This window comes from Salmonella sp. SAL00670, assembly GCF_046552235.1.
GTDB classification, from domain to species: domain Bacteria; phylum Pseudomonadota; class Gammaproteobacteria; order Enterobacterales; family Enterobacteriaceae; genus Salmonella; species Salmonella enterica.
This window is the reverse complement of sequence record NZ_JBGDUO010000002.1, coordinates 181,126-203,931: the sequence shown is the minus strand read 5'-3', so window position 1 is coordinate 203,931 and position 22,806 is coordinate 181,126. Positions and strand designations below refer to the sequence as shown.

Here is a 22,806-nt window from a genome sequence, read left to right as displayed (position 1 = left end):
CATTACGAGACGGGATAGTTAAATGGATGATTTAGTGTTTGCAGGTAATAAGGCGCTCTATCTTGTTTTGATCCTGTCAGGGTGGCCGACGATTGTCGCAACGATTATCGGCCTCCTGGTAGGGTTATTCCAGACGGTAACGCAATTACAGGAACAGACGCTGCCTTTTGGCATTAAATTACTTGGCGTGTGTTTATGCTTGTTTTTACTGTCTGGCTGGTATGGCGAAGTTTTACTCTCTTACGGGCGTCAGGTGATATTCCTGGCGTTGGCTAAGGGGTAAAAAATGCTTTACGCGTTGTACTTTGAAATTCATCACCTGGTTGCGTCTGCGGCACTAGGGTTTGCTCGCGTAGCGCCGATTTTTTTCTTCCTGCCGTTTTTGAATAGCGGGGTATTAAGCGGCGCGCCGAGAAACGCCATTATCATCCTGGTGGCATTGGGAGTATGGCCGCATGCATTGAACGAGGCGCCGCCGTTTTTATCGGTGGCGATGATCCCGTTAGTTCTGCAAGAAGCGGCGGTAGGCGTCATGCTGGGCTGTCTGCTGTCATGGCCTTTTTGGGTTATGCATGCGCTGGGTTGTATTATCGATAACCAGCGAGGGGCAACGCTAAGTAGCAGTATCGATCCGGCAAACGGTATTGATACCTCGGAAATGGCTAATTTCCTGAATATGTTTGCCGCTGTCGTTTATTTACAAAACGGCGGTCTGGTCACGATGGTTGACGTGTTAAATAAAAGCTATCAGCTATGCGATCCGATGAACGAGTGCACGCCTTCATTACCGCCGCTATTAACGTTTATTAATCAGGTGGCTCAAAACGCCTTGGTTCTGGCCAGTCCGGTGGTATTAGTGCTGTTGCTGTCAGAAGTATTCCTGGGTTTATTGTCGCGCTTTGCTCCGCAAATGAACGCTTTTGCGATTTCACTGACGGTAAAAAGCGGTATTGCCGTTTTAATTATGCTGCTTTATTTCTCTCCGGTACTACCGGACAATGTACTGCGACTCTCTTTCCAGGCCACAGGGTTAAGCAGTTGGTTTTACGAGCGAGGGGCGACGCATGTCCTCGAATAAAACAGAAAAACCGACTAAAAAACGGCTGGAAGACTCCGCTAAAAAAGGCCAGTCATTTAAAAGTAAAGATCTCATTATCGCCTGCCTGACGCTGGGAGGAATTGCCTATCTGGTGTCGTATGGCTCATTTAATGAGTTTATGGGGATAATTAAGATCATTATTGCGGATAATTTTGATCAGAGCATGGCTGATTACAGTTTGGCCGTTTTTGGGATAGGGTTAAAATATCTGATTCCATTTATGCTGCTCTGCTTAGTGTGTTCCGCATTACCGGCGTTATTACAGGCCGGTTTTGTGCTGGCGACAGAAGCATTAAAGCCTAATTTATCGGCGTTAAACCCGGTAGAAGGGGCAAAAAAACTTTTTAGTATGCGCACGGTTAAAGATACGGTCAAAACCCTACTGTATCTCTCATCCTTTGTGGTGGCCGCCATCATTTGCTGGAAGAAATATAAGGTTGAAATCTTTTCTCAGCTAAATGGCAATATTGTAGGTATTGCCGTCATTTGGCGTGAACTTCTCCTCGCATTAGTATTAACTTGCCTTGCTTGCGCATTGATTGTCTTATTATTGGATGCTATTGCGGAATATTTCCTGACCATGAAAGATATGAAAATGGATAAGGAAGAAGTGAAGCGTGAAATGAAGGAGCAGGAAGGGAACCCAGAGGTTAAATCTAAAAGACGTGAAGTTCATATGGAAATTCTGTCTGAACAGGTGAAATCTGATATTGAAAACTCACGCCTGATTGTTGCCAACCCCACGCATATTACGATCGGGATTTATTTTAAACCCGAATTGATGCCGATTCCGATGATCTCGGTGTATGAAACGAATCAGCGCGCACTGGCCGTCCGCGCCTATGCGGAGAAGGTTGGCGTACCTGTGATCGTCGATATCAAACTGGCGCGCAGTCTTTTCAAAACCCATCGCCGTTATGATCTGGTGAGTCTGGAAGAAATTGATGAAGTTTTACGTCTTCTGGTTTGGCTGGAAGAGGTAGAAAACGCGGGCAAAGACGTTATTCAGCCACAAGAAAACGAGGTACGGCATTGAGCCGCGTAAAGCAGTAGCGATGTATTCATTGGGCGTTTTTTGAATGTTCACTAACCACCGTCGGGGTTTAATAACTGCATCAGATAAACGCAGTCGTTAAGTTCTACAAAGTCGGTGACAGATAACAGGAGTAAGTAATGGATTATCAAAATAATGTCAGCGAAGAACGTGTTGCGGAAATGATTTGGGATGCCGTTAGTGAAGGCGCCACGCTAAAAGACGTTCATGGGATCCCTCAAGATATGATGGACGGTTTATATGCTCATGCTTATGAGTTTTATAACCAGGGACGACTGGATGAAGCTGAGACGTTCTTTCGTTTCTTATGCATTTATGATTTTTACAATCCCGATTACACCATGGGACTGGCGGCAGTATGCCAACTGAAAAAACAATTTCAGAAAGCATGTGACCTTTATGCAGTAGCGTTTACGTTACTTAAAAATGATTATCGCCCCGTTTTTTTTACCGGGCAGTGTCAATTATTAATGCGTAAGGCGGCAAAAGCCAGACAGTGTTTTGAACTTGTCAATGAACGTACTGAAGATGAGTCTCTGCGGGCAAAAGCGTTGGTCTATCTGGAGGCGCTAAAAACGGCGGAGACAGAGCAGCACAGTGAACAAGAAAAGGAATAATTATGGTAAATGACGCAAGTAGCATTAGCCGTAGCGGATATACCCAAAATCCGCGCCTCGCTGAGGCGGCTTTTGAAGGCGTTCGTAAGAACACGGACTTTTTAAAAGCGGCGGATAAAGCTTTTAAAGATGTGGTGGCAACGAAAGCGGGCGACCTTAAAGCCGGAACAAAGTCCGGCGAGAGCGCTATTAATACGGTGGGTCTAAAGCCGCCTACGGACGCCGCCCGGGAAAAACTCTCCAGCGAAGGGCAATTGACATTACTGCTTGGCAAGTTAATGACCCTACTGGGCGATGTTTCGCTGTCTCAACTGGAGTCTCGTCTGGCGGTATGGCAGGCGATGATTGAGTCACAAAAAGAGATGGGGATTCAGGTATCGAAAGAATTCCAGACGGCTCTGGGAGAGGCTCAGGAGGCGACGGATCTCTATGAAGCCAGCATCAAAAAGACGGATACCGCCAAGAGTGTTTATGACGCTGCGGCCAAAAAACTGACGCAGGCACAAAATAAATTGCAATCGCTGGACCCGGCTGACCCCGGCTATGCACAAGCTGAAGCCGCGGTAGAACAGGCCGGAAAAGAAGCGACAGAGGCGAAAGAGGCCTTAGATAAGGCCACGGATGCGACGGTTAAAGCAGGCACAGACGCCAAAGCGAAAGCCGAGAAAGCGGATAACATTCTGACCAAATTCCAGGGAACGGCTAATGCCGCCTCTCAGAATCAGGTTTCCCAGGGTGAGCAGGATAATCTGTCAAATGTCGCCCGCCTCACTATGCTCATGGCCATGTTTATTGAGATTGTGGGCAAAAATACGGAAGAAAGCCTGCAAAACGATCTTGCGCTTTTCAACGCCTTGCAGGAAGGGCGTCAGGCGGAGATGGAAAAGAAATCGGCTGAATTCCAGGAAGAGACGCGCAAAGCCGAGGAAACGAACCGCATTATGGGATGTATCGGGAAAGTCCTCGGCGCGCTGCTAACCATTGTCAGCGTTGTGGCCGCTGTTTTTACCGGTGGGGCGAGTCTGGCGCTGGCTGCGGTGGGACTTGCGGTAATGGTTGCCGATGAAATTGTGAAGGCGGCGACGGGGGTGTCGTTTATTCAGCAGGCGCTAAACCCGATTATGGAGCATGTGCTGAAGCCGTTAATGGAGCTGATTGGCAAGGCGATTACCAAAGCGCTGGAAGGATTAGGCGTCGATAAGAAAACGGCAGAGATGGCAGGCAGCATTGTTGGTGCGATTGTTGCCGCTATTGCGATGGTAGCGGTCATTGTGGTGGTCGCAGTTGTCGGGAAAGGCGCGGCGGCGAAACTGGGTAACGCGCTGAGCAAAATGATGGGCGAAACGATTAAGAAGTTGGTGCCTAACGTGCTGAAACAGTTAGCACAAAACGGCAGCAAACTCTTTACCCAGGGGATGCAACGTATTACTAGCGGCCTGGGTAATGTGGGTAGCAAGATGGGCCTGCAAACGAATGCCTTAAGTAAAGAGCTGGTAGGTAATACCCTAAATAAAGTGGCGTTGGGCATGGAAGTCACGAATACCGCAGCCCAGTCAGCCGGTGGTGTTGCCGAGGGGGTATTTATTAAAAATGCCAGCGAGGCGCTTGCTGATTTTATGCTCGCCCGTTTTGCCATGGATCAAATTCAGCAGTGGCTTAAACAATCCGTAGAAATATTTGGTGAAAACCAGAAGGTAACGGCGGAACTGCAAAAAGCCATGTCTTCTGCGGTACAGCAAAATGCGGATGCTTCGCGTTTTATTCTGCGCCAGAGTCGCGCATAAAAACTGCCAAAATAAAGGGAGAAAAATATGTTAATTAGTAATGTGGGAATAAATCCCGCCGCTTATTTAAATAATCATTCTGTTGAGAATAGTTCACAGACAGCTTCGCAATCCGTTAGCGCTAAAGATATTCTGAATAGTATTGGTATTAGCAGCAGTAAAGTCAGTGACCTGGGGTTGAGTCCTACACTGAGCGCGCCTGCGCCAGGGGTATTAACGCAAACCCCCGGAACGATCACGTCCTTTTTAAAAGCCAGTATTCAAAATACCGACATGAATCAGGATTTGAATGCCCTGGCAAATAATGTCACGACTAAAGCGAATGAGGTTGTGCAAACCCAGTTACGTGAGCAGCAGGCAGAAGTCGGAAAGTTTTTTGATATTAGCGGAATGTCTTCCAGTGCCGTTGCGCTGTTGGCTGCCGCGAATACGTTAATGCTGACGTTGAACCAGGCTGATAGCAAACTGTCTGGTAAGTTGTCATTAGTCAGTTTTGATGCAGCTAAAACGACGGCAAGCTCCATGATGCGCGAAGGGATGAATGCGTTGTCCGGTAGTATTTCCCAGAGCGCGCTTCAGTTGGGGATCACTGGCGTGGGCGCCAAACTGGAATATAAGGGGCTGCAGAATGAAAGAGGCGCGCTTAAACATAATGCCGCGAAGATCGATAAACTGACCACTGAAAGCCACAGTATTAAAAACGTGCTGAACGGGCAGAATAGCGTCAAACTCGGTGCTGAAGGCGTCGATTCTCTGAAATCGTTAAATATGAAGAAAACCGGTACCGATGCGACGAAAAATCTTAATGATGCGACGCTTAAATCTAATGCCGGAACCAGCGCCACGGAAAGTCTGGGTATTAAAGACAGTAATAAACAAATCTCCCCTGAACATCAGGCTATTCTGTCGAAACGTCTTGAGTCTGTCGAATCCGATATTCGTCTTGAGCAGAATACCATGGATATGACCCGAATTGATGCGCGCAAGATGCAGATGACGGGCGATCTGATTATGAAGAACTCGGTCACGGTCGGTGGTATTGCAGGGGCGTCCGGGCAGTACGCCGCTACTCAGGAACGTTCCGAGCAGCAAATTAGCCAGGTGAATAACCGTGTTGCCAGCACCGCATCGGACGAAGCCCGTGAAAGTTCACGTAAATCGACCAGCCTGATTCAGGAAATGCTGAAAACAATGGAGAGCATTAACCAGTCGAAAGCATCCGCACTTGCTGCTATCGCAGGCAATATTCGCGCTTAATCTGAAAGGTCATCTATACGCCATCATGGGTGTGATTTAATCGCGCTCCTGATGGCGAACTGGGGATATTATGCTTAATATTCAAAATTATTCCGCTTCTCCTCATCCGGGGATCGTTGCCGAACGGCCGCAGACTCCCTCGGCGAGCGAGCACGTCGAGACTGCCGTGGTACCGTCTACCACAGAACATCGCGGTACAGATATCATTTCATTATCGCAGGCGGCTACTAAAATCCAGCAGGCACAGCAGACGCTGCAGTCAACGCCACCGATCTCTGAAGAGAATAATGACGAGCGCACGCTGGCGCGCCAGCAGTTGACCAGCAGCCTGAATGCGCTGGCGAAGTCTGGCGTGTCATTATCCGCAGAACAAAATGAGAACCTGCGGAGCGCGTTTTCTGCGCCGACGTCGGCCTTATTTAGCGCTTCGCCTATGGCGCAGCCGAGAACAACCATTTCTGATGCTGAGATTTGGGATATGGTTTCCCAAAATATATCGGCGATAGGTGACAGCTATCTGGGCGTTTATGAAAACGTTGTCGCAGTCTATACCGATTTTTATCAGGCCTTCAGTGATATTCTTTCCAAAATGGGAGGCTGGTTATTACCAGGTAAGGACGGTAATACCGTTAAGCTAGATGTTACCTCACTCAAAAATGATTTAAACAGTTTAGTCAATAAATATAATCAAATAAACAGTAATACCGTTTTATTTCCAGCGCAGTCAGGCAGCGGCGTTAAAGTAGCCACTGAAGCGGAAGCGAGACAGTGGCTCAGTGAATTGAATTTACCGAATAGCTGCCTGAAATCTTATGGATCCGGTTATGTCGTCACCGTTGATCTGACGCCATTACAAAAAATGGTTCAGGATATTGATGGTTTAGGCGCGCCGGGAAAAGACTCAAAACTCGAAATGGATAACGCCAAATATCAAGCCTGGCAGTCGGGTTTTAAAGCGCAGGAAGAAAATATGAAAACCACATTACAGACGCTGACGCAAAAATATAGCAATGCCAATTCATTGTACGACAACCTGGTAAAAGTGCTGAGCAGTACGATAAGTAGCAGCCTGGAAACCGCCAAAAGCTTCCTGCAAGGATAACAGAAGAGGATATTAATAATGGTTACAAGTGTAAGGACTCAGCCCCCCGTCATAATGCCAGGTATGCAGACCGAGATCAAAACGCAGGCCACGAATCTTGCGGCGAATCTTTCCGCAGTCAGAGAAAGTGCCACAACGACGCTGTCAGGGGAAATTAAAGGCCCGCAACTGGAAGATTTTCCCGCGCTGATCAAACAGGCGAGTCTGGATGCATTGTTTAAATGCGGGAAAGACGCTGAGGCGTTAAAAGAAGTTTTTACCAATTCAAATAATGTCGCCGGTAAGAAAGCGATAATGGAGTTTGCCGGGCTCTTTCGTTCAGCGCTCAACGCCACCAGTGATTCTCCTGAGGCGAAGACGCTACTGATGAAGGTGGGGGCAGAGTATACCGCGCAAATCATAAAAGATGGCCTGAAAGAAAAGTCAGCTTTTGGGCCATGGCTGCCAGAAACAAAGAAAGCGGAAGCGAAGCTGGAAAACCTGGAAAAGCAGCTGTTAGATATTATCAAAAATAACACTGGTGGTGAATTAAGTAAATTATCGACGAATCTTGTTATGCAGGAGGTGATGCCCTATATTGCCAGCTGCATTGAACATAACTTTGGCTGTACGTTAGATCCGTTAACCCGCAGCAATCTTACGCACCTTGTTGACAAAGCGGCGGCGAAGGCGGTTGAGGCGCTTGATATGTGCCACCAAAAATTAACGCAAGAGCAGGGTACCAGCGTAGGACGGGAAGCCCGGCACCTTGAAATGCAAACGTTGATACCCCTGCTGCTACGTAATGTTTTTGCACAAATTCCTGCAGATAAACTGCCTGACCCTAAAATTCCGGAGCCTGCGGCTGGACCAGTACCTGATGGTGGGAAAAAAGCAGAACCTACGGGTATTAATATCAATATTAATATTGATAGCAGTAACCATAGCGTGGATAACAGTAAGCATATTAACAATAGCCGAAGCCATGTCGATAATAGCCAGCGCCATATCGATAATAGCAACCATGATAATAGCCGGAAGACGATTGATAATAGCCGAACATTTATTGATAACAGCCAACGCAATGGCGAGTCACACCATTCGACTAACAGCAGCAACGTAAGTCATAGTCATTCGCGTGTGGATTCGACTACGCATCAAACGGAGACGGCACACAGCGCCAGCACAGGGGCAATTGACCATGGCATCGCGGGTAAAATTGACGTCACGGCTCATGCGACGGCAGAGGCTGTGACCAACGCTTCATCCGAAAGTAAAGATGGAAAGGTGGTCACGTCAGAAAAGGGCACTACGGGTGAAACAACCTCTTTTGATGAAGTCGATGGCGTAACCAGCAAGAGCATTATCGGCAAGCCGGTACAGGCCACGGTGCACGGCGTTGATGATAATAAACAGCAAAGCCAGACGGCAGAGATTGTGAATGTGAAGCCGCTTGCCAGTCAACTGGCTGGCGTCGAGAATGTTAAAACCGATACCTTACAATCAGACACGACGGTAATTACAGGTAATAAAGCCGGTACGACCGATAATGATAATAGTCAGACAGATAAGACTGGCCCATTTTCTGGTTTGAAGTTTAAGCAAAATAGTTTCCTCTCAACAGTACCGAGCGTTACGAATATGCATTCAATGCATTTCGACGCCCGTGAGACGTTTTTGGGTGTGATACGTAAAGCCCTGGAGCCAGATACCTCCACACCGTTCCCTGTACGCAGAGCGTTTGACGGCTTGCGTGCGGAAATATTACCCAATGACACGATAAAGAGTGCAGCGTTGAAAGCGCAATGTAGCGATATTGACAAGCACCCAGAATTGAAAGCGAAAATGGAGACTCTCAAAGAGGTCATTACTCATCATCCACAAAAAGAAAAACTGGCTGAGATTGCACTGCAGTTTGCCAGAGAGGCGGGGCTGACCAGGCTAAAAGGGGAAACTGACTATGTGTTAAGTAATGTGCTGGACGGCCTTATCGGAGACGGTAGCTGGCGAGCTGGCCCGGCTTACGAGTCATACCTGAATAAACCTGGCGTGGATCGGGTTATTACTACCGTTGATGGCTTGCACATGCAGCGTTAATTAACCGGGAAAGATGCGATGAATATGGATATTGAAGCAAGAGTCAAAAAAGTGATCACCTCCTGTATTGCCGTTGATGTTGATAGTATCAATGGTCAGACCCATCTGGTTGAGGATCTTTACGCTGACTCATTGGATTTAATTGATATTGTATTTGGTCTTAGTGAGGAGTTTGACATTAGTTGCAATGAAAACGATCTTCCTGATATGACGACCTTTGCGGATATATGCCGTGTTGTTAAAAAAAGTCTTGAGTCCAGGGTGTAGTATTTTTCTCTCGCTTGACAACAATTGAATAAGATTAATTGTTATGAAAATCATCACACATGTAGTACCCGGTTCAGGTATGGCTGCAATATATGATGATATTGCTGACAGTCCGCGTTTTGTTATTAAAGGCAAGTTACGTCATGTTGAAAATGATCCGAAGGAGTTGCTGATATGTGTTCCGATGCGTAGTGAATGGCTATTCTACTGGATTAAAGGAGAGAAATATTGCGCCCGGCGATGGGCGCGAAAAAATATCAAGACATTGTGTAACCAGATTAAATTTGAAGAAGCAATCTTATAAAAGATATAATTTAAGAGGAAAGTAAATTGCAAGCACACCAGGATATTATCGCTAATATTGGTGAGAAATTGGGTTTACCGCTCACTTTTGACGACAACAATCAGTGCTTATTACTACTCGATAGCGATATTTTTACGTCTATTGAAGCTAAAGATGATATCTGGTTATTGAACGGTATGATTATACCGTTATCGCCTGTTTGTGGCGATTCTATCTGGCGGCAGATTATGGTGATTAATGGTGAACTGGCTGCGAATAATGAAGGTACGTTAGCGTATATTGATGCTGCAGAGACGTTGTTGTTTATACATGCAATTACCGATCTGACAAATACTTACCATATTATATCGCAGCTTGAGTCATTTGTGAATCAGCAGGAAGCGCTCAAAAACATACTGCAGGAATATGCTAAAGTATGAGGAGAGAAAATTGAATAATTTAACGTTGTCTTCGTTTTCAAAAGTTGGTGTGTCGAATGATGCCCGACTTTATATTGCTAAGGAAAATACTGATAAGGCATATGTTGCGCCTGAAAAATTTTCGTCAAAAGTATTAACCTGGCTTGGAAAAATGCCGTTATTTAAAAACACTGAAGTGGTGCAAAAACATACGGAAAATATCAGAGTACAGGACCAAAAGATTTTACAGACATTTCTCCATGCACTAACGGAAAAATATGGGGAAACAGCGGTTAATGACGCACTGTTAATGTCCCGTATAAATATGAACAAACCCCTTACCCAACGTTTAGCAGTGCAGATCACGGAGTGTGTAAAAGCTGCTGACGAAGGGTTTATAAACCTTATTAAGAGCAAGGATAATGTTGGTGTCAGGAATGCCGCTTTAGTCATAAAAGGCGGCGATACAAAAGTGGCAGAAAAAAATAACGATGTTGGAGCAGAAAGTAAGCAACCTTTACTCGATATCGCGCTAAAGGGACTTAAAAGAACATTACCGCAACTGGAACAAATGGATGGAAATAGCCTGCGAGAAAACTTCCAGGAGATGGCTTCAGGTAACGGCCCGCTGCGTTCATTAATGACGAATTTACAGAATTTAAATAAAATTCCAGAGGCTAAACAACTTAATGATTATGTTACAACGTTAACAAATATTCAGGTCGGTGTAGCCCGGTTCTCACAATGGGGAACCTGTGGAGGAGAGGTTGAGAGGTGGGTTGATAAAGCCTCTACTCATGAATTAACCCAGGCTGTAAAAAAAATTCACGTTATTGCTAAAGAACTGAAAAATGTTACAGCTGAACTTGAGAAAATAGAAGCCGGCGCGCCAATGCCACAGACGATGAGCGGACCGACACTGGGCCTGGCACGATTTGCGGTCAGCAGCATTCCAATTAATCAGCAAACCCAGGTGAAACTGAGCGATGGAATGCCTGTGCCAGTGAATACGTTAACTTTTGACGGTAAGCCTGTGGCATTAGCCGGTTCGTACCCAAAAAATACGCCGGATGCGCTGGAAGCGCATATGAAAATGCTTCTTGAAAAAGAATGCTCGTGCCTGGTGGTGTTAACGTCGGAAGATCAGATGCAGGCAAAACAATTACCACCCTATTTCAGAGGGAGCTACACCTTTGGCGAGGTGCATACCAACAGCCAAAAAGTGAGCTCAGCCAGTCAGGGAGAAGCGATAGACCAATACAATATGCAACTGTCCTGCGGGGAAAAGCGGTATACAATCCCGGTATTGCATGTGAAAAATTGGCCAGATCACCAGCCGTTACCGTCTACGGATCAGTTAGAATACCTGGCGGATAGGGTGAAAAATAGTAACCAAAATGGCGCGCCGGGGCGTAGTTCATCAGATAAGCATTTACCGATGATTCATTGTCTGGGCGGAGTGGGGAGAACCGGAACGATGGCGGCGGCCCTTGTACTTAAGGATAATCCTCATAGTAATCTGGAGCAGGTACGTGCAGATTTCCGGGATTCACGGAACAATAGAATGCTGGAAGACGCCTCACAGTTTGTACAACTAAAAGCAATGCAAGCCCAGTTGCTTATGACGACGGCAAGCTGATAAAAACATAGCTTACTTTTAGAACTATCTGAAAGTAAGCTATTTCTGTATAATTATTTGTTTGCCGCGATAGAAAGTCTTTTGTTTTTCTCTTCTGCTGACATTCCTTTTAATTTTCTGTAATTCTCCCAAATTTTTTTAGCATAACGTTTCCTTATATCCGATCGTTTCGGCGACGTCCCGGCATTATAAGCGCCAACGGCCTCCCAGCTATAACCGTAGATTTTCATCATATCTGATAAAATGGAGGCGCCCACAATGACAGAAATGCAGGGGTCCTGTAACAACTGTTTTTCACTAATCCCCATTTTTTTCAGCCTTTTCATATGGAAGCTGTTAATTTGCATCAGGCCAAGATCGGTTGAACCATCTCGGTTATGACCAATGGCGCCAGGTTTCATCGCCGATTCCTGCTGGGCGATAGCGTAAAGTAGTTCGGATTCAATATTGAACATTTTTTCAGCCTGAAGCCAGCAATCAGCCCATGCCGTATTTATGCTAAGCAACCAGATTACGATGATAAAAAAATAATGCATATCTCCTCTCTCAGATTTTACCGTAATTTAATCAAGCGGGGATCCTGTTTCCATCTTTTGAACCAAATATTGTCTTCGTTTTTAAATTTATTCCACATTTTCTCGGCAATAGCTTCGCCGTGGGCAACCAGCACTAACGGTAATAATCCCGGATTATTATCTATACGCTGTTCACTTTCCAGAAATTCTCTTATCGTCGGTAAGGCACGCTCACTATTCTGACAATATTCAGCGTAAAGAAGATTAACAGCAATAAGTCCTGTTATTTCCTGCGTGGATATTTCTTTAGTTAATTTTCGTGCCAGTTCATGTTTACCTTTAAGCGAAAGAAACATAACCTGCATACTTAATAATATTGGATTATCCTGCAGGTGTTGTGAGCGTAATTCATCGCCTAAACGTATAGCATCATCAATACCGGTATGATAATAGGTAATCCACAGCTTAGTGATCCCTGCGGCTGCGCGCGTTGGGTCCAATTTTAAACACTCGTTAATCGTTTGTAAGGCCTCCTCCAACTGACCAGCCATGAAGAGATTCCAGCCATAATAATATTTAATATCTGCAGAAATGGGCGAAAGTAAGTTAGCTTGTTTGAATAGCAAACTCCCGACGATGTATTCTGAATGAATCGTATTAATTAGTCCCAGTAATCCTAAAGCTTGTGGATTATTGTGGTCCAGCTCTGTCGCCTTAATCGCATGTTCTTTAGCTTTGATCATGGCGTTTTGTTTATCAAAAATCCCCATTTGCGCCATGCTGAGGTAGCATTCTGCCAGCGCACAGTAAGGCGCAATGCTGTTTGGCGACATGTTAACGCATTGAGTCAGCAATTTAAGCGCTTGCTGTAAGCTATAGGGGGTGTATTGATTTAACTCATGCTTACCACGTAAGTAAACCATAGTACTGTCAATCGAATTTAGCTCGCTAATCTGCTTTGTGTCCCAGCGAAGTCCGGGAATACATCTGAGCAAAAGATTCGCAATTTTGTTTTGCAAGAGAGAAGCGGGTTGGTGTTCTATCAACTTAATGCTTTCCTGGTGCAGCAGGTGATAACCTTTAACCCGAACTATCTCAATCTGTACAATATTATCATTACCATCGGGTATCATCTGCCCGGAGATATAATAATCGGGGCGTAATTGATCCATGAGCTCAAGAATATCCTTAACACTGCGGCAGTTCTTCGTAATGGTCACCGGCAGCACGCTCAGGCCAAAGGGCGCATACTGCGATAATCCCTTCACGATAGAGTAATGCAGACTCTCGGATTGAACCTGATCCTGCATCTGAAAAGGAAGTATCGCCAATGTATGAGTCGTAGGTTGCGGCGCTGGCGGAGACACCACTACGACCGGACGATTAAACCGATAGCCCTGTCCGTACAGTGTTTCAATGTAACGATGCTCTTTATCTTCCGACAGAATACGTCGTAAGGCATAAATACAGCGGGTAAGAGATTCTTCGTTAACTTCCGCGTCGCCCCATACCTGGTCCAGTAAGGTGTTTTTACTCACAATCTCGCCGGCGGCTTCGAGCAGGATGACCAGAACGGCATATTCTTTTGGCGGAATATTGACTTTCTTTTCTGAGCGTAGCAGGGAGCCGTCCATGTTGAGTATGAAATCATCAAAGACGAATTTTTTATTCGATACAGGAACAGGATTAAAATGTGGCATGATAATAGTGTATTCTCTTACAGGGTGAAAAGTTATAATAACTAATACAAGTCGTTAGGATAGAATCTACTGTTTCAGTAATTCTGCTGTTAGTACTAACGGTCAGGTTGAGCTTTTATTATGAGCTTAATGTCATATTCTACGGGCTCGGGTTTATATGTTTTTAACATTTGATTATTTAGCTTATGCCTGTGCTTTAAATAACTGACATGTTGGTAATAATATTGTTATAACTAACTGTGATTATCGAATGGACGCTGCCGTATATCCTGGTGCAGAGAGAGTCAGCGCCGGGCATCTAAATATTTACATATTTAACTTGGCCTCATTGCAATAGAGATTAGTTTTGTAGCTATCTTACTGCATTTTTTTGGGGTGTAAATGCTGCTTATTATATCTTCATGGTTAATGGTCTGATAATTACACCATCAGAACCATTTTTCTCGAAGATTTCCACTAAATGACCATTCGTTGAAAGTTTAAGAGTGTAATTTGTCTTAGGTTCCAAAATATAAATGAAAGACTGTTTATAATGGTGCGCTTATTTTTATATTTTTTTGCAAAATAATGATATCGTCTTTTCTTTACTCCCTTCAGCTATAGCGTCAAAAAGGCAGGGGGTTTATGAGCAGTATCATCCTCAGGCTGGCCCCAGGCATTATATCGATATCAGGAGGAAGAGAGGAGGTATGCCTGGCAGAAAGCTAACAAGCGTGACTGTTTCGGTATAGACCGTTCAGGCAAATAGTTCTCAGAGGGAACGGATGATGTATAAATATGAATAAAATGCCGGCCTTAATCCACAGGGTTAAAGCCGGAAGGAGATAGTGTCATCTGGACGAATTCTTACGCTGTGAATAAGGCAATATCGTTTTACCAGTCATCATAGCGATGACAAGTTCACAAAAATCGTGTTATATAATCAGCCTTACTTTAAATTACCAGAGATATCAGTATAAGCTGTCTTTCGGACAGAACAATGATATTGAATAGCCTCCCATCCTGATAGAGTGTGTTAATGCGCAGTCTGAATTTTAAATTATTACAATTTTAATAAAAATCTTTACTTAAGTGACAGATACAAAAAATGTTAATGGTTCGCCATTTTTATGAATGTCGATGGCGTAGTTTTAAAATATTTTTTGAAACATTGAATGAAGTAGGACGTGCTATCATAACCACATTTTAATGCTACAGCATTAACATTATGGTTGCCTATGCGTAAAAGTTTTGCTGCCTGATTCATTCTTGCCGATAAGTAGATGTCGCTAAAGCTGGTACCTTCTTCTGCAAGTTTCCGTTTGAGCGTTGACGTACTCATAAATATATGATCGGCAACATCCGTAAGCTTCCACTGTCTACTGGGTGACGAAGATATAATGTTGTAAACGCGCTCCTTTAACGTTATCTGAGCCGAGCTAAGGATGATCTCATAACTCTCCGGGAGTCGGAGAAAAGCAGTAAGCAGGAACAGCAGAAAATAAGGAATTAACTCTTCATTTTCAATACAACTTTTGTTGTTACAGTTACTGCAACCTTTGCTTGTATCCTTCGTACAGGAGAACGCCGTTTTCAGATGTTCAAATACCTCTCTTCTGGCAGGAAAGTCAGGCGTATAGAAGATTTTCTGCGCTTTCTCTGTGGGTACCGCCATTTTGGTTTGCTGCTCGTTTGGGATAAGTGCATAGAGAGCGCCAAGTCGTTGCGTCGGTATCTCGAGTATATCGAAATCCATGTGGCCATTGACCTCTTCAAGCGTCACGTTAACTACCTGCTCTTTTTTGAGCACCAACATCCCAGGTTCGTCACAGTAAATCGTATCGTGATTATTGCTAATCGTCAGTTTACCGCTCCGAAAGCAAACTAAAGTGAAACTGCTTACATAAAGATTTTTGATGGTAACCTGCTGAGTCTGACTTTTAATTTGCTGCCGGGTATTTGTCAAAAGTGATTTTAATTTCTGTAAGTTATCTGCGGCAGGACGCTGATGACTATTACTTACAAAGGTTACATTTTCCATATTATCCCTTTGTTGATGTTATTTTAATGTTCCTTACTGGTATCCTACTGAAAAAATCTGAGTTGTAAATGCTCTTTATTAGCGTGTGTTGGCAATGGTCTGATTGTTACACCAAAAGAACCCAAATTTGGGTAATTTATCTACAGTAGTTTAAGCCCCAATGGGGATGATGGTTCTTTTAATATGTGTTGAGACGCATTATACAGAATAAATTGATTTTATTTCTCACTTTTCATTCTATTTTCATCAGGAATCCCTGTGTCCTGTGCGGTAATCTGCTGCTATCGAGAACGACAGACATCGCTAACAGTATATATGGAAACATCAAAAGAGAAGACGATAACAAGCCCTGGGCCATACATAGTTCGATTACTTAACAGCTCACTGAACGGCTGTGAGTTTCCATTGCTGACAGGCCGAACACTCTTTGTGGTAGGTCAGAGTGATGCGCTCACTGCTTCAGGCCAACTCCCTGATATACCTGCCGATAGCTTTTTTATCCCGCTGGACCATGGCGGAGTAAATTTTGAAATCCAGGTGGATACGGATACGACCGAAATTATACTCCATGAGCTGAAAGAAGGAAATTCTGAATCTCGTTCGGTGCAATTAAATACGCCAATACAGGTCGGTGAATTGCTTATCCTGATTCGCCCGGAAAGCGAGCCGTGGGTGCCCGAGCAGCCTGAGAAGTTAGAAACGTCTGCAAAAAAGAACGAGCCGCGTTTTAAAAACGGAATTGTAGCAGCACTGGCCGGGTTTTTTATATTGGGAATTGGGACTGTGGGGACGTTATGGATACTTAACTCGCCGCAGCGGCAGGCCGCAGAGCTCGATTCGTTATTGGGGCAGGAGAAGGAGCGTTTTCAGGTGTTGCCAGGCCGGGACAAAATGCTCTATGTCGCTGCGCAAAATGAAAGAGATACGTTGTGGGCTCGTCAGGTTTTAGCGAGGGGCGATTATGATAAAAATGCGCGAGTGATTAACGAAAACGAAGAAAATAAGCGTATCTCTATCTGGCTGGATACCTATTATCCGCAGCTGGCTTATTATCGGATTCATTTCGATGAGCCGCGTAAACCCGTTTTCTGGCTAAGCCGCCAGCGAAACACGATGAGCAAGAAAGAGCTCGAGGTGTTAAGTCAAAAGCTGAGAGCGCTAATGCCTTACGCGGATTCGGTTAACATCACGTTGATGGACGATGTTACCGCAGCAGGCCAGGCGGAAGCGGGGCTAAAACAGCAGGCGTTACCTTATTCCCGCAGGAATCATAAGGGGGGCGTAACGTTTGTTATTCAGGGGGCGCTCGATGATGTAGAAATACTCAGAGCCCGTCAATTTGTCGATAGCTATTACCGCACATGGGGAGGACGCTATGTGCAGTTTGCGATCGAATTAAAAGATGACTGGCTCAAGGGGCGCTCATTTCAGTACGGGGCGGAAGGTTATATCAAAATGAGCCCAGGCCATTGGTATTTCCCAAGCCCACTTTAATTTAACGTAAATAAGGAAGTCATTATGGCAACACCTTGGTCAGGCTATCTGGATGACGTCTCAGCAAAATTTGATACGGGCGTTGATAATCTACAAACGCAGGTAACAGAGGCGCTGGATAAATTAGCAGCAAAACCCTCCGATCCGGCGCTACTGGCGGCGTATCAGAGTAAGCTCTCGGAATATAACTTGTACCGTAACGCGCAATCGAACACGGTAAAAGTCTTTAAGGATATTGATGCTGCCATTATTCAGAACTTCCGTTAATCAGTTATAAGGTGGATTATGTCGATTGCAACTATTGTCCCTGAGAATGCCGTTATAGGGCAGGCGGTCAATATCAGGTCTATGGAAACGGACATTGTCTCGCTGGATGACCGGCTACTCCAGGCTTTTTCTGGTTCGGCGATTGCCACGGCTGTGGATAAACAGACGATTACCAACAGGATTGAGGACCCTAATCTGGTGACGGATCCTAAAGAGCTGGCTATTTCGCAAGAGATGATTTCAGATTATAACCTGTATGTTTCTATGGTCAGTACCCTTACTCGTAAAGGAGTTGGGGCTGTTGAAACGCTATTACGCTCATGATTCGTCGATATCTATATACTTTTCTGCTGGTAATGACCCTTGCCGGCTGTAAGGATAAGGATCTTTTAAAAGGACTGGACCAGGAACAGGCTAATGAGGTCATTGCCGTTCTGCAAATGCACAATATAGAGGCGAATAAAATTGATAGCGGAAAATTGGGCTATAGCATTACCGTTGCTGAGCCTGATTTTACCGCTGCGGTGTACTGGATTAAAACTTATCAGCTTCCTCCCCGGCCACGGGTGGAAATAGCGCAGATGTTCCCGGCGGATTCGCTGGTATCGTCTCCGCGAGCTGAAAAGGCCAGGTTATATTCGGCTATTGAACAGCGACTGGAACAGTCATTACAGACGATGGAGGGCGTGCTCTCCGCCAGGGTCCATATTAGTTATGATATTGATGCTGGTGAAAATGGCCGCCCGCCAAAACCTGTTCATCTGTCGGCATTAGCCGTATATGAACGAGGTTCGCCGCTTGAGCATCAGATCAGCGATATCAAGCGTTTCTTAAAGAATAGTTTTGCCGATGTGGATTATGACAACATTTCTGTTGTGTTGTCAGAACGTTCTGATGCCCAATTACAGGCTCCCGGCACACCAGTAAAACGTAATTCTTTTGCAACCAGTTGGATTGTGTTGATTATTTTGTTATCCGTGATGTCAGCAGGCTTTGGCGTCTGGTATTACAAAAACCATTATGCCCGCAATAAGAAAGGCATAACGGCTGATGATAAGGCGAAATCGTCAAATGAATAGGCAGCCATTACCCATTATCTGGCAAAGAATCATTTTTGATCCGTTATCGTATATCCATCCTCAGCGGTTGCAGATAGCGCCGGAAATGATTGTCAGACCCGCCGCCAGGGCGGCGGCAAATGAGTTAATACTGGCGGCATGGCGGCTTAAGAACGGAGAAAAGGAGTGTATTCAAAACTCACTGACGCAGCTGTGGCTGCGTCAGTGGCGCCGACTGCCGCAAGTAGCGTATTTACTCGGTTGCCATAAACTGAGAGCCGATCTGGCAAGGCAGGGAGCCTTGCTTGGCCTGCCGGATTGGGCGCAAGCATTTTTGGCAATGCATCAGGGAACAAGTTTATCTGTCTGCAATAAGGCGCCGAATCACCGGTTTTTACTTAGCGTCGGGTATGCACAGTTAAATGCCCTAAATGAATTTTTACCTGAATCTTTAGCACAGCGTTTTCCTTTGCTTTTTCCTCCATTTATTGAGGAGGCATTGAAGCAGGATGCTGTAGAAATGTCAATTTTGCTACTGGCCTTACAATATGCTCAAAAATATCCCAATACCGTCCCCGCTTTCGCCTGTTGAGGGGATACTGATAAAGCGTAAAACGCTGGAACGTTATTTCTCTATTGAAAGATTAGAACAGCAGGCGCATCAACGGGCTAAGCGTATTTTGCGAGAGGCGGAAGAAGAGGCAAAGACCTTGCGGATGTACGCCTATCAGGAAGGTTACGAGCAGGGAATGATAGACGCGTTACAGCAGGTCGCCGCTTATCTTACTGATAATCAGACAATGGCCTGGAAGTGGATGGAAAAAATACAGATTTATGCCCGCGAGTTATTTTCAGCTGCGGTCGACCATCCCGAAACGCTTTTAACCGTCCTGGATGAGTGGCTAAGGGATTTCGATAAGCCTGAGGGGCAACTTTTTTTAACACTGCCAGTTAATGCGAAAAAAGATCACCAAAAACTGATGGTGTTGCTTATGGAGAACTGGCCAGGCACTTTTAATCTTAAATATCACCAGGAACAGCGCTTTATCATGAGTTGCGGCGATCAGATCGCAGAATTTTCACCTGAACAATTTGTTGAAACGGCAGTAGGCGTCATTAAGCATCATCTTGATGAACTTCCACAAGACTGCCGGACAATTTCTGATAACGCCATTAACGCACTTATTGATGAATGGAAGACAAAAACGCAAGCGGAGGTTATAAGGTGATACCGGGTACGATTCCGACTTCTTATTTGGTCCCGACAGCAGATACTGAAGCGACGGGTGTGGTTTCGTTGAGTGCCAGGGCCGCTATGCTGAATAATGTGGATAGCGCGCCTTTAAGCAATGGCGGCGACGTTGATCTTTATGATGCATTCTACCAACGACTTTTGGCGCTTCCTGAGTCAGCCTCTTCTGAAACGCTTAAAGATAGCATTTATCAAGAGATGAATGCCTTCAAAGATCCTAACAGTGGTGATTCGGCTTTTGTTTCTTTTGAGCAGCAAACGGCTATGCTACAAAACATGTTAGCAAAAGTTGAACCGGGCACCCATTTATATGAGGCTTTAAACGGGGTATTAGTTGGTACAATGAACGCACAGTCACAAATGACCTCCTGGATGCAGGAGATTATTTTATCGGGCGGGGAAAACAAAGAGGCAATTGACTGGTGAACCCCCATTGCAGGCGATTTGTGATAAGGTATGGTGTATATATCAGCAAATAATGCAGAAAATGCACCATGCCAGTGTGTCTATCTTATTGATGTATATGGATTATTAAGATGTCTGCCAGCCGTTTTATTCTGAAATGATTATATTAATATTGTAAGCTTTCATTACAAAATTGTGCATAAAGTTTGTAAGGGTATCTTTTTGTGACGAAATGAACGCGCGTTGGAATGTAATTATTGGCTATAATAATAAAAAAATCGGATTTAAATCATCTCTGTGAGTTTTAATTATTTGTTTATAAGAATATAACGATTTTGAGTTCCTTATAGCACACAGGATAAAATATGGTATTGCCTTCAATGAATAAATCAGTTGAGGCCATTAGCAATAATCACCTTCAACAGCCGAACAAATTTCCATTAATAAATGGATTAGCTGACGTAAGAGACTATTATGTCGCAAACTGCTTATTGTTTAAACTTAATAAAGGCAGTTTGCGAATTGAAAACGAATTTGGGGAGTTCATCGAACAATCTGCGCCGTGTTTATTTTTATTGGAAAAAGATCAAACAATCACGCTTAGTATGAGCGAAATAGAAGGGCATATTGATTTTTCTTCACTGGAAGTTTCCTATGACTTAATGCAAAAATTCTACAAAGTTTTTTACAGTACAAGAAACTATAATGATCGAGAGCTATCATTAAAAACGAAACCAAAGTATTTTTTTCATGCGGACTTGTTGCCAGGGATGAGTGATACTTTTGACTCTATTTTGCATGGTGTGGCATGTCCACGGGTTTGTAGTAATGTGAGTATTGATGATCATGATTATTCATATTTCTCATTGATGTATCTTATATCGGCATTTGTACGTAAGCCCGGTGGGTTTGATTTCCTTGAGCGAGCAATAAAAATTACGACAAAAGAGAAAGTTTATAACATTATTATCAGCGATCTCACCCGCAAATGGTCACAGGCTGAGGTGGCAGGAAAGCTGTTTATGAGCGTATCAAGTCTGAAGCGAAAACTGGCCGCTGAAGAGGTGAGTTTTAGCAAAATATACCTGGATGCTCGTATGAATCAGGCTATAAAATTATTACGTATGGGGGCTGGAAATATTTCACAAGTCGCGACGATGTGTGGCTATGATACGCCTTCTTATTTTATCGCTATTTTTAAACGGCATTTTAAGATTACACCGCTTAGCTTTATGCGTACAATGAACCATTGATTTGTGAAATTATTTTAAACGTTACTATCTGTTTGCGTTACAGATACCAAATATTTTTTTAATCGTAGTGTATGTTTCAGTATCGCTACACCAGTGATATGTAGTTAATGAAAGGGAATCGAAAGCGTTCATTGTCAGACATACATGGCCACCAGGCGCCGGGCAATCGTTGTACTCTAAGAGATTACAGTAAAGTAAAACAGCAAATTTAATCATTATCAGATTTGTAAAAGGAATTCATTTCGGTAACGACATTGCGCATGTAATAACGTATCTGGTCTTATTACCTTTGTAGTAAGAAGGCGTTATCTACTTGCGCAGTAGTCGCCCAGGAAGAAAAATCATTACCGAAGCTGTGGTCAGTTTTCAAAAAAGGATAAATAAATGAGAAATGTAATTATATACGGTATTAACTGGACTAATTGTTATGCCCTACAGTCTATTTTTAAGCAAAAATATCCGGAAAAGTGCGTTAAAACGTGTAACTCATTAACTGCACTTTTGCATTCCCTATCCGATATGCCGGACGCCGGGCTGATTTTAGCTTTGAACCCGCATGAGCATGTTTATCTTTTTCATGCGTTGCTGACGCGGTTGCAGAACCGTAAAGTTTTGGTAGTGGCAGATCGCTTGTATTATATCGATCGCTGTGTGCTGCAATATTTTGGCGTTATGGATTATGTTTTAAAAGACGAACTATCCTGCGCTATCCGCTCGGAGCGAGAGAAGCTCCGTCTTCCGGAAGCCTGGCTGCGTTTCTGCCACAGGCCACAAAAGAAAACCGTGGCTGCTACGTATGCTTTTAATGCCGGCGAGACGCCGGAAGAGGTATTGTTTAATATCAATCAATACGCCTGGTGGAATCTACCTCCCGGTGTCACGCAGGCGAAATATGCGCTGCTGATATTATTATCCTCCGGACATCCGGCAATTGAACTGGCGAAAAAATTTGGTCTGGGAACAAAAACCGTCAGTATTTATCGTAAGAAGGTTATGTATCGTTTGGGGATGGACTCTTCACCGCTATCGCTGTTCCGGGGACTGAAACTAGACGCGCATTTACAGCGCACTGCTTTTGCACATAACCCTGCTGTACCTGACGATAATTGCGCGTTACCGATTGCGGTAGGAATGAATTAAAATATTTTTTATCATTTATGACCATGTGTTGAGCTTTTATTATAAAAAAGATTTTTTGAGTAGTAATTCTTATATATAATCATCCGGAGGTGGTTGGTAGCCTGG

24 protein-coding genes are annotated in these 22,806 nt (G+C 44.3%); 21 read left to right on the top strand and 3 right to left on the bottom strand.

Features of this window, described 5'->3' with window-relative positions; all coding sequences use genetic code 11:
* The first annotated feature begins 22 nt into the window (after positions 1–22).
* From spaQ to sptP, 12 genes are all read left to right on the top strand, one after another.
* A complete protein-coding gene (gene spaQ, locus ACLJRS_RS08410) occupies positions 23–283 on the top strand; it encodes an SPI-1 type III secretion system export apparatus protein SpaQ (RefSeq protein ID WP_000342503.1) in 261 nt (86 codons plus the stop codon).
* Positions 284–286: 3 nt separating this feature from the next.
* Positions 287–1,078: an SPI-1 type III secretion system export apparatus protein SpaR gene (gene spaR / locus ACLJRS_RS08405; RefSeq protein WP_000964940.1), complete on the top strand. Its 792-nt coding sequence runs from the start codon at positions 287–289 to the stop codon at positions 1,076–1,078.
* Positions 1,065–2,135 (top strand): SPI-1 type III secretion system export apparatus protein SpaS, encoded by a 1,071-nt coding sequence (gene spaS, locus ACLJRS_RS08400; RefSeq protein WP_000097719.1) that lies wholly within the window; start codon positions 1,065–1,067, stop codon positions 2,133–2,135. The genes spaR and spaS overlap by 14 nt, the downstream gene beginning before the upstream one ends.
* 137 nt (positions 2,136–2,272) lie before the next feature.
* Entirely contained in the window at positions 2,273–2,770 is a 498-nt protein-coding gene (sicA, locus tag ACLJRS_RS08395; protein WP_000386309.1) for a SycD/LcrH family type III secretion system chaperone SicA, read from the top strand.
* Between the two features lie 2 nt (positions 2,771–2,772).
* Entirely contained in the window at positions 2,773–4,554 is a 1,782-nt protein-coding gene (gene sipB / locus ACLJRS_RS08390; RefSeq protein ID WP_000245782.1) for an SPI-1 type III secretion system needle tip complex protein SipB, read from the top strand.
* A gap of 27 nt (positions 4,555–4,581) precedes the next feature.
* Positions 4,582–5,811: an SPI-1 type III secretion system needle tip complex protein SipC gene (sipC, locus tag ACLJRS_RS08385; protein WP_000909019.1), complete on the top strand. Its 1,230-nt coding sequence runs from the start codon at positions 4,582–4,584 to the stop codon at positions 5,809–5,811.
* A 70-nt stretch (positions 5,812–5,881) separates the two neighbouring features.
* The gene (gene sipD, locus ACLJRS_RS08380; RefSeq protein ID WP_000932249.1) at positions 5,882–6,913 is read left to right on the top strand and encodes an SPI-1 type III secretion system needle tip complex protein SipD; all 1,032 of its coding nucleotides are present in this window, start codon (positions 5,882–5,884) and stop codon (positions 6,911–6,913) included.
* 18 nt (positions 6,914–6,931) lie between these two features.
* A complete protein-coding gene (gene sipA / locus ACLJRS_RS08375; RefSeq protein ID WP_000258819.1) occupies positions 6,932–8,989 on the top strand; it encodes an SPI-1 type III secretion system effector SipA in 2,058 nt (685 codons plus the stop codon).
* Positions 8,990–9,007: 18 nt separating this feature from the next.
* Entirely contained in the window at positions 9,008–9,256 is a 249-nt protein-coding gene (locus tag ACLJRS_RS08370; protein WP_001055579.1) for an acyl carrier protein, read from the top strand.
* Positions 9,257–9,299: 43 nt separating this feature from the next.
* The gene (locus ACLJRS_RS08365; RefSeq protein ID WP_000692250.1) at positions 9,300–9,560 is read left to right on the top strand and encodes a hypothetical protein; all 261 of its coding nucleotides are present in this window, start codon (positions 9,300–9,302) and stop codon (positions 9,558–9,560) included.
* A 26-nt stretch (positions 9,561–9,586) separates the two neighbouring features.
* Positions 9,587–9,979 carry a chaperone SicP gene (gene sicP, locus ACLJRS_RS08360; protein ID WP_001147851.1) on the top strand — a complete coding sequence of 131 codons (393 nt, stop codon included), beginning with the start codon at positions 9,587–9,589 and terminating at the stop codon, positions 9,977–9,979.
* Positions 9,966–11,597 (top strand): SPI-1 type III secretion system effector GTPase-activating protein SptP, encoded by a 1,632-nt coding sequence (gene sptP, locus ACLJRS_RS08355; protein WP_000922300.1) that lies wholly within the window; start codon positions 9,966–9,968, stop codon positions 11,595–11,597. The genes sicP and sptP overlap by 14 nt, the downstream gene beginning before the upstream one ends.
* 53 nt (positions 11,598–11,650) lie before the next feature.
* Here sptP and iagB read toward each other — a convergent pair whose 3' ends face one another.
* The 3 genes from iagB to hilD form a co-directional block, all read right to left on the bottom strand.
* Positions 11,651–12,133: an SPI-1 type III secretion system invasion protein IagB gene (gene iagB / locus ACLJRS_RS08350; protein WP_000558928.1), complete on the bottom strand. Its 483-nt coding sequence runs from the start codon at positions 12,131–12,133 to the stop codon at positions 11,651–11,653.
* A gap of 17 nt (positions 12,134–12,150) precedes the next feature.
* Entirely contained in the window at positions 12,151–13,812 is a 1,662-nt protein-coding gene (gene hilA, locus ACLJRS_RS08345) for a transcriptional regulator HilA (protein ID WP_001120085.1), read from the bottom strand.
* 1,090 nt (positions 13,813–14,902) lie between these two features.
* On the bottom strand, positions 14,903–15,832 hold the full coding sequence (gene hilD, locus ACLJRS_RS08340) for a transcriptional regulator HilD (protein ID WP_000432699.1): 930 nt from the start codon (positions 15,830–15,832) through the stop codon (positions 14,903–14,905).
* A gap of 315 nt (positions 15,833–16,147) precedes the next feature.
* Between hilD and prgH the strand changes: the two genes are divergently transcribed.
* From prgH to sprB, 9 genes are all read left to right on the top strand, one after another.
* Positions 16,148–17,326, top strand: a complete 1,179-nt coding sequence (prgH, locus tag ACLJRS_RS08335) for a type III secretion system inner membrane ring protein PrgH (RefSeq protein WP_000450199.1) — start codon at positions 16,148–16,150, stop codon at positions 17,324–17,326.
* 24 nt (positions 17,327–17,350) lie between these two features.
* Entirely contained in the window at positions 17,351–17,593 is a 243-nt protein-coding gene (prgI, locus tag ACLJRS_RS08330) for a type III secretion system needle filament protein PrgI (RefSeq protein WP_000235228.1), read from the top strand.
* Positions 17,594–17,611: 18 nt separating this feature from the next.
* Complete coding sequence (gene prgJ, locus ACLJRS_RS08325; protein ID WP_000020431.1) at positions 17,612–17,917, top strand: type III secretion system inner rod protein PrgJ; 306 nt, start codon at positions 17,612–17,614, stop codon at positions 17,915–17,917.
* A complete protein-coding gene (gene prgK, locus ACLJRS_RS08320; protein ID WP_410957777.1) occupies positions 17,914–18,672 on the top strand; it encodes a type III secretion system inner membrane ring lipoprotein PrgK in 759 nt (252 codons plus the stop codon). Before prgJ ends, prgK begins: the two co-directional genes overlap by 4 nt.
* The gene (orgA, locus tag ACLJRS_RS08315) at positions 18,644–19,243 is read left to right on the top strand and encodes an oxygen-regulated invasion protein OrgA (RefSeq protein ID WP_001574876.1); all 600 of its coding nucleotides are present in this window, start codon (positions 18,644–18,646) and stop codon (positions 19,241–19,243) included. The genes prgK and orgA overlap by 29 nt, the downstream gene beginning before the upstream one ends.
* A complete protein-coding gene (gene orgB, locus ACLJRS_RS08310) occupies positions 19,200–19,880 on the top strand; it encodes a type III secretion system linker protein OrgB (protein ID WP_000916654.1) in 681 nt (226 codons plus the stop codon). Before orgA ends, orgB begins: the two co-directional genes overlap by 44 nt.
* Positions 19,877–20,329 (top strand): type III secretion system effector protein OrgC, encoded by a 453-nt coding sequence (locus ACLJRS_RS08305; RefSeq protein WP_000612179.1) that lies wholly within the window; start codon positions 19,877–19,879, stop codon positions 20,327–20,329. Before orgB ends, ACLJRS_RS08305 begins: the two co-directional genes overlap by 4 nt.
* 344 nt (positions 20,330–20,673) lie before the next feature.
* Positions 20,674–21,561, top strand: a complete 888-nt coding sequence (gene hilC / locus ACLJRS_RS08300; RefSeq protein WP_000243998.1) for an invasion transcriptional regulator HilC — start codon at positions 20,674–20,676, stop codon at positions 21,559–21,561.
* A gap of 384 nt (positions 21,562–21,945) precedes the next feature.
* Complete coding sequence (sprB, locus tag ACLJRS_RS08295; RefSeq protein WP_001246659.1) at positions 21,946–22,701, top strand: transcriptional regulator SprB; 756 nt, start codon at positions 21,946–21,948, stop codon at positions 22,699–22,701.
* Positions 22,702–22,806: the final 105 nt, after the last annotated feature.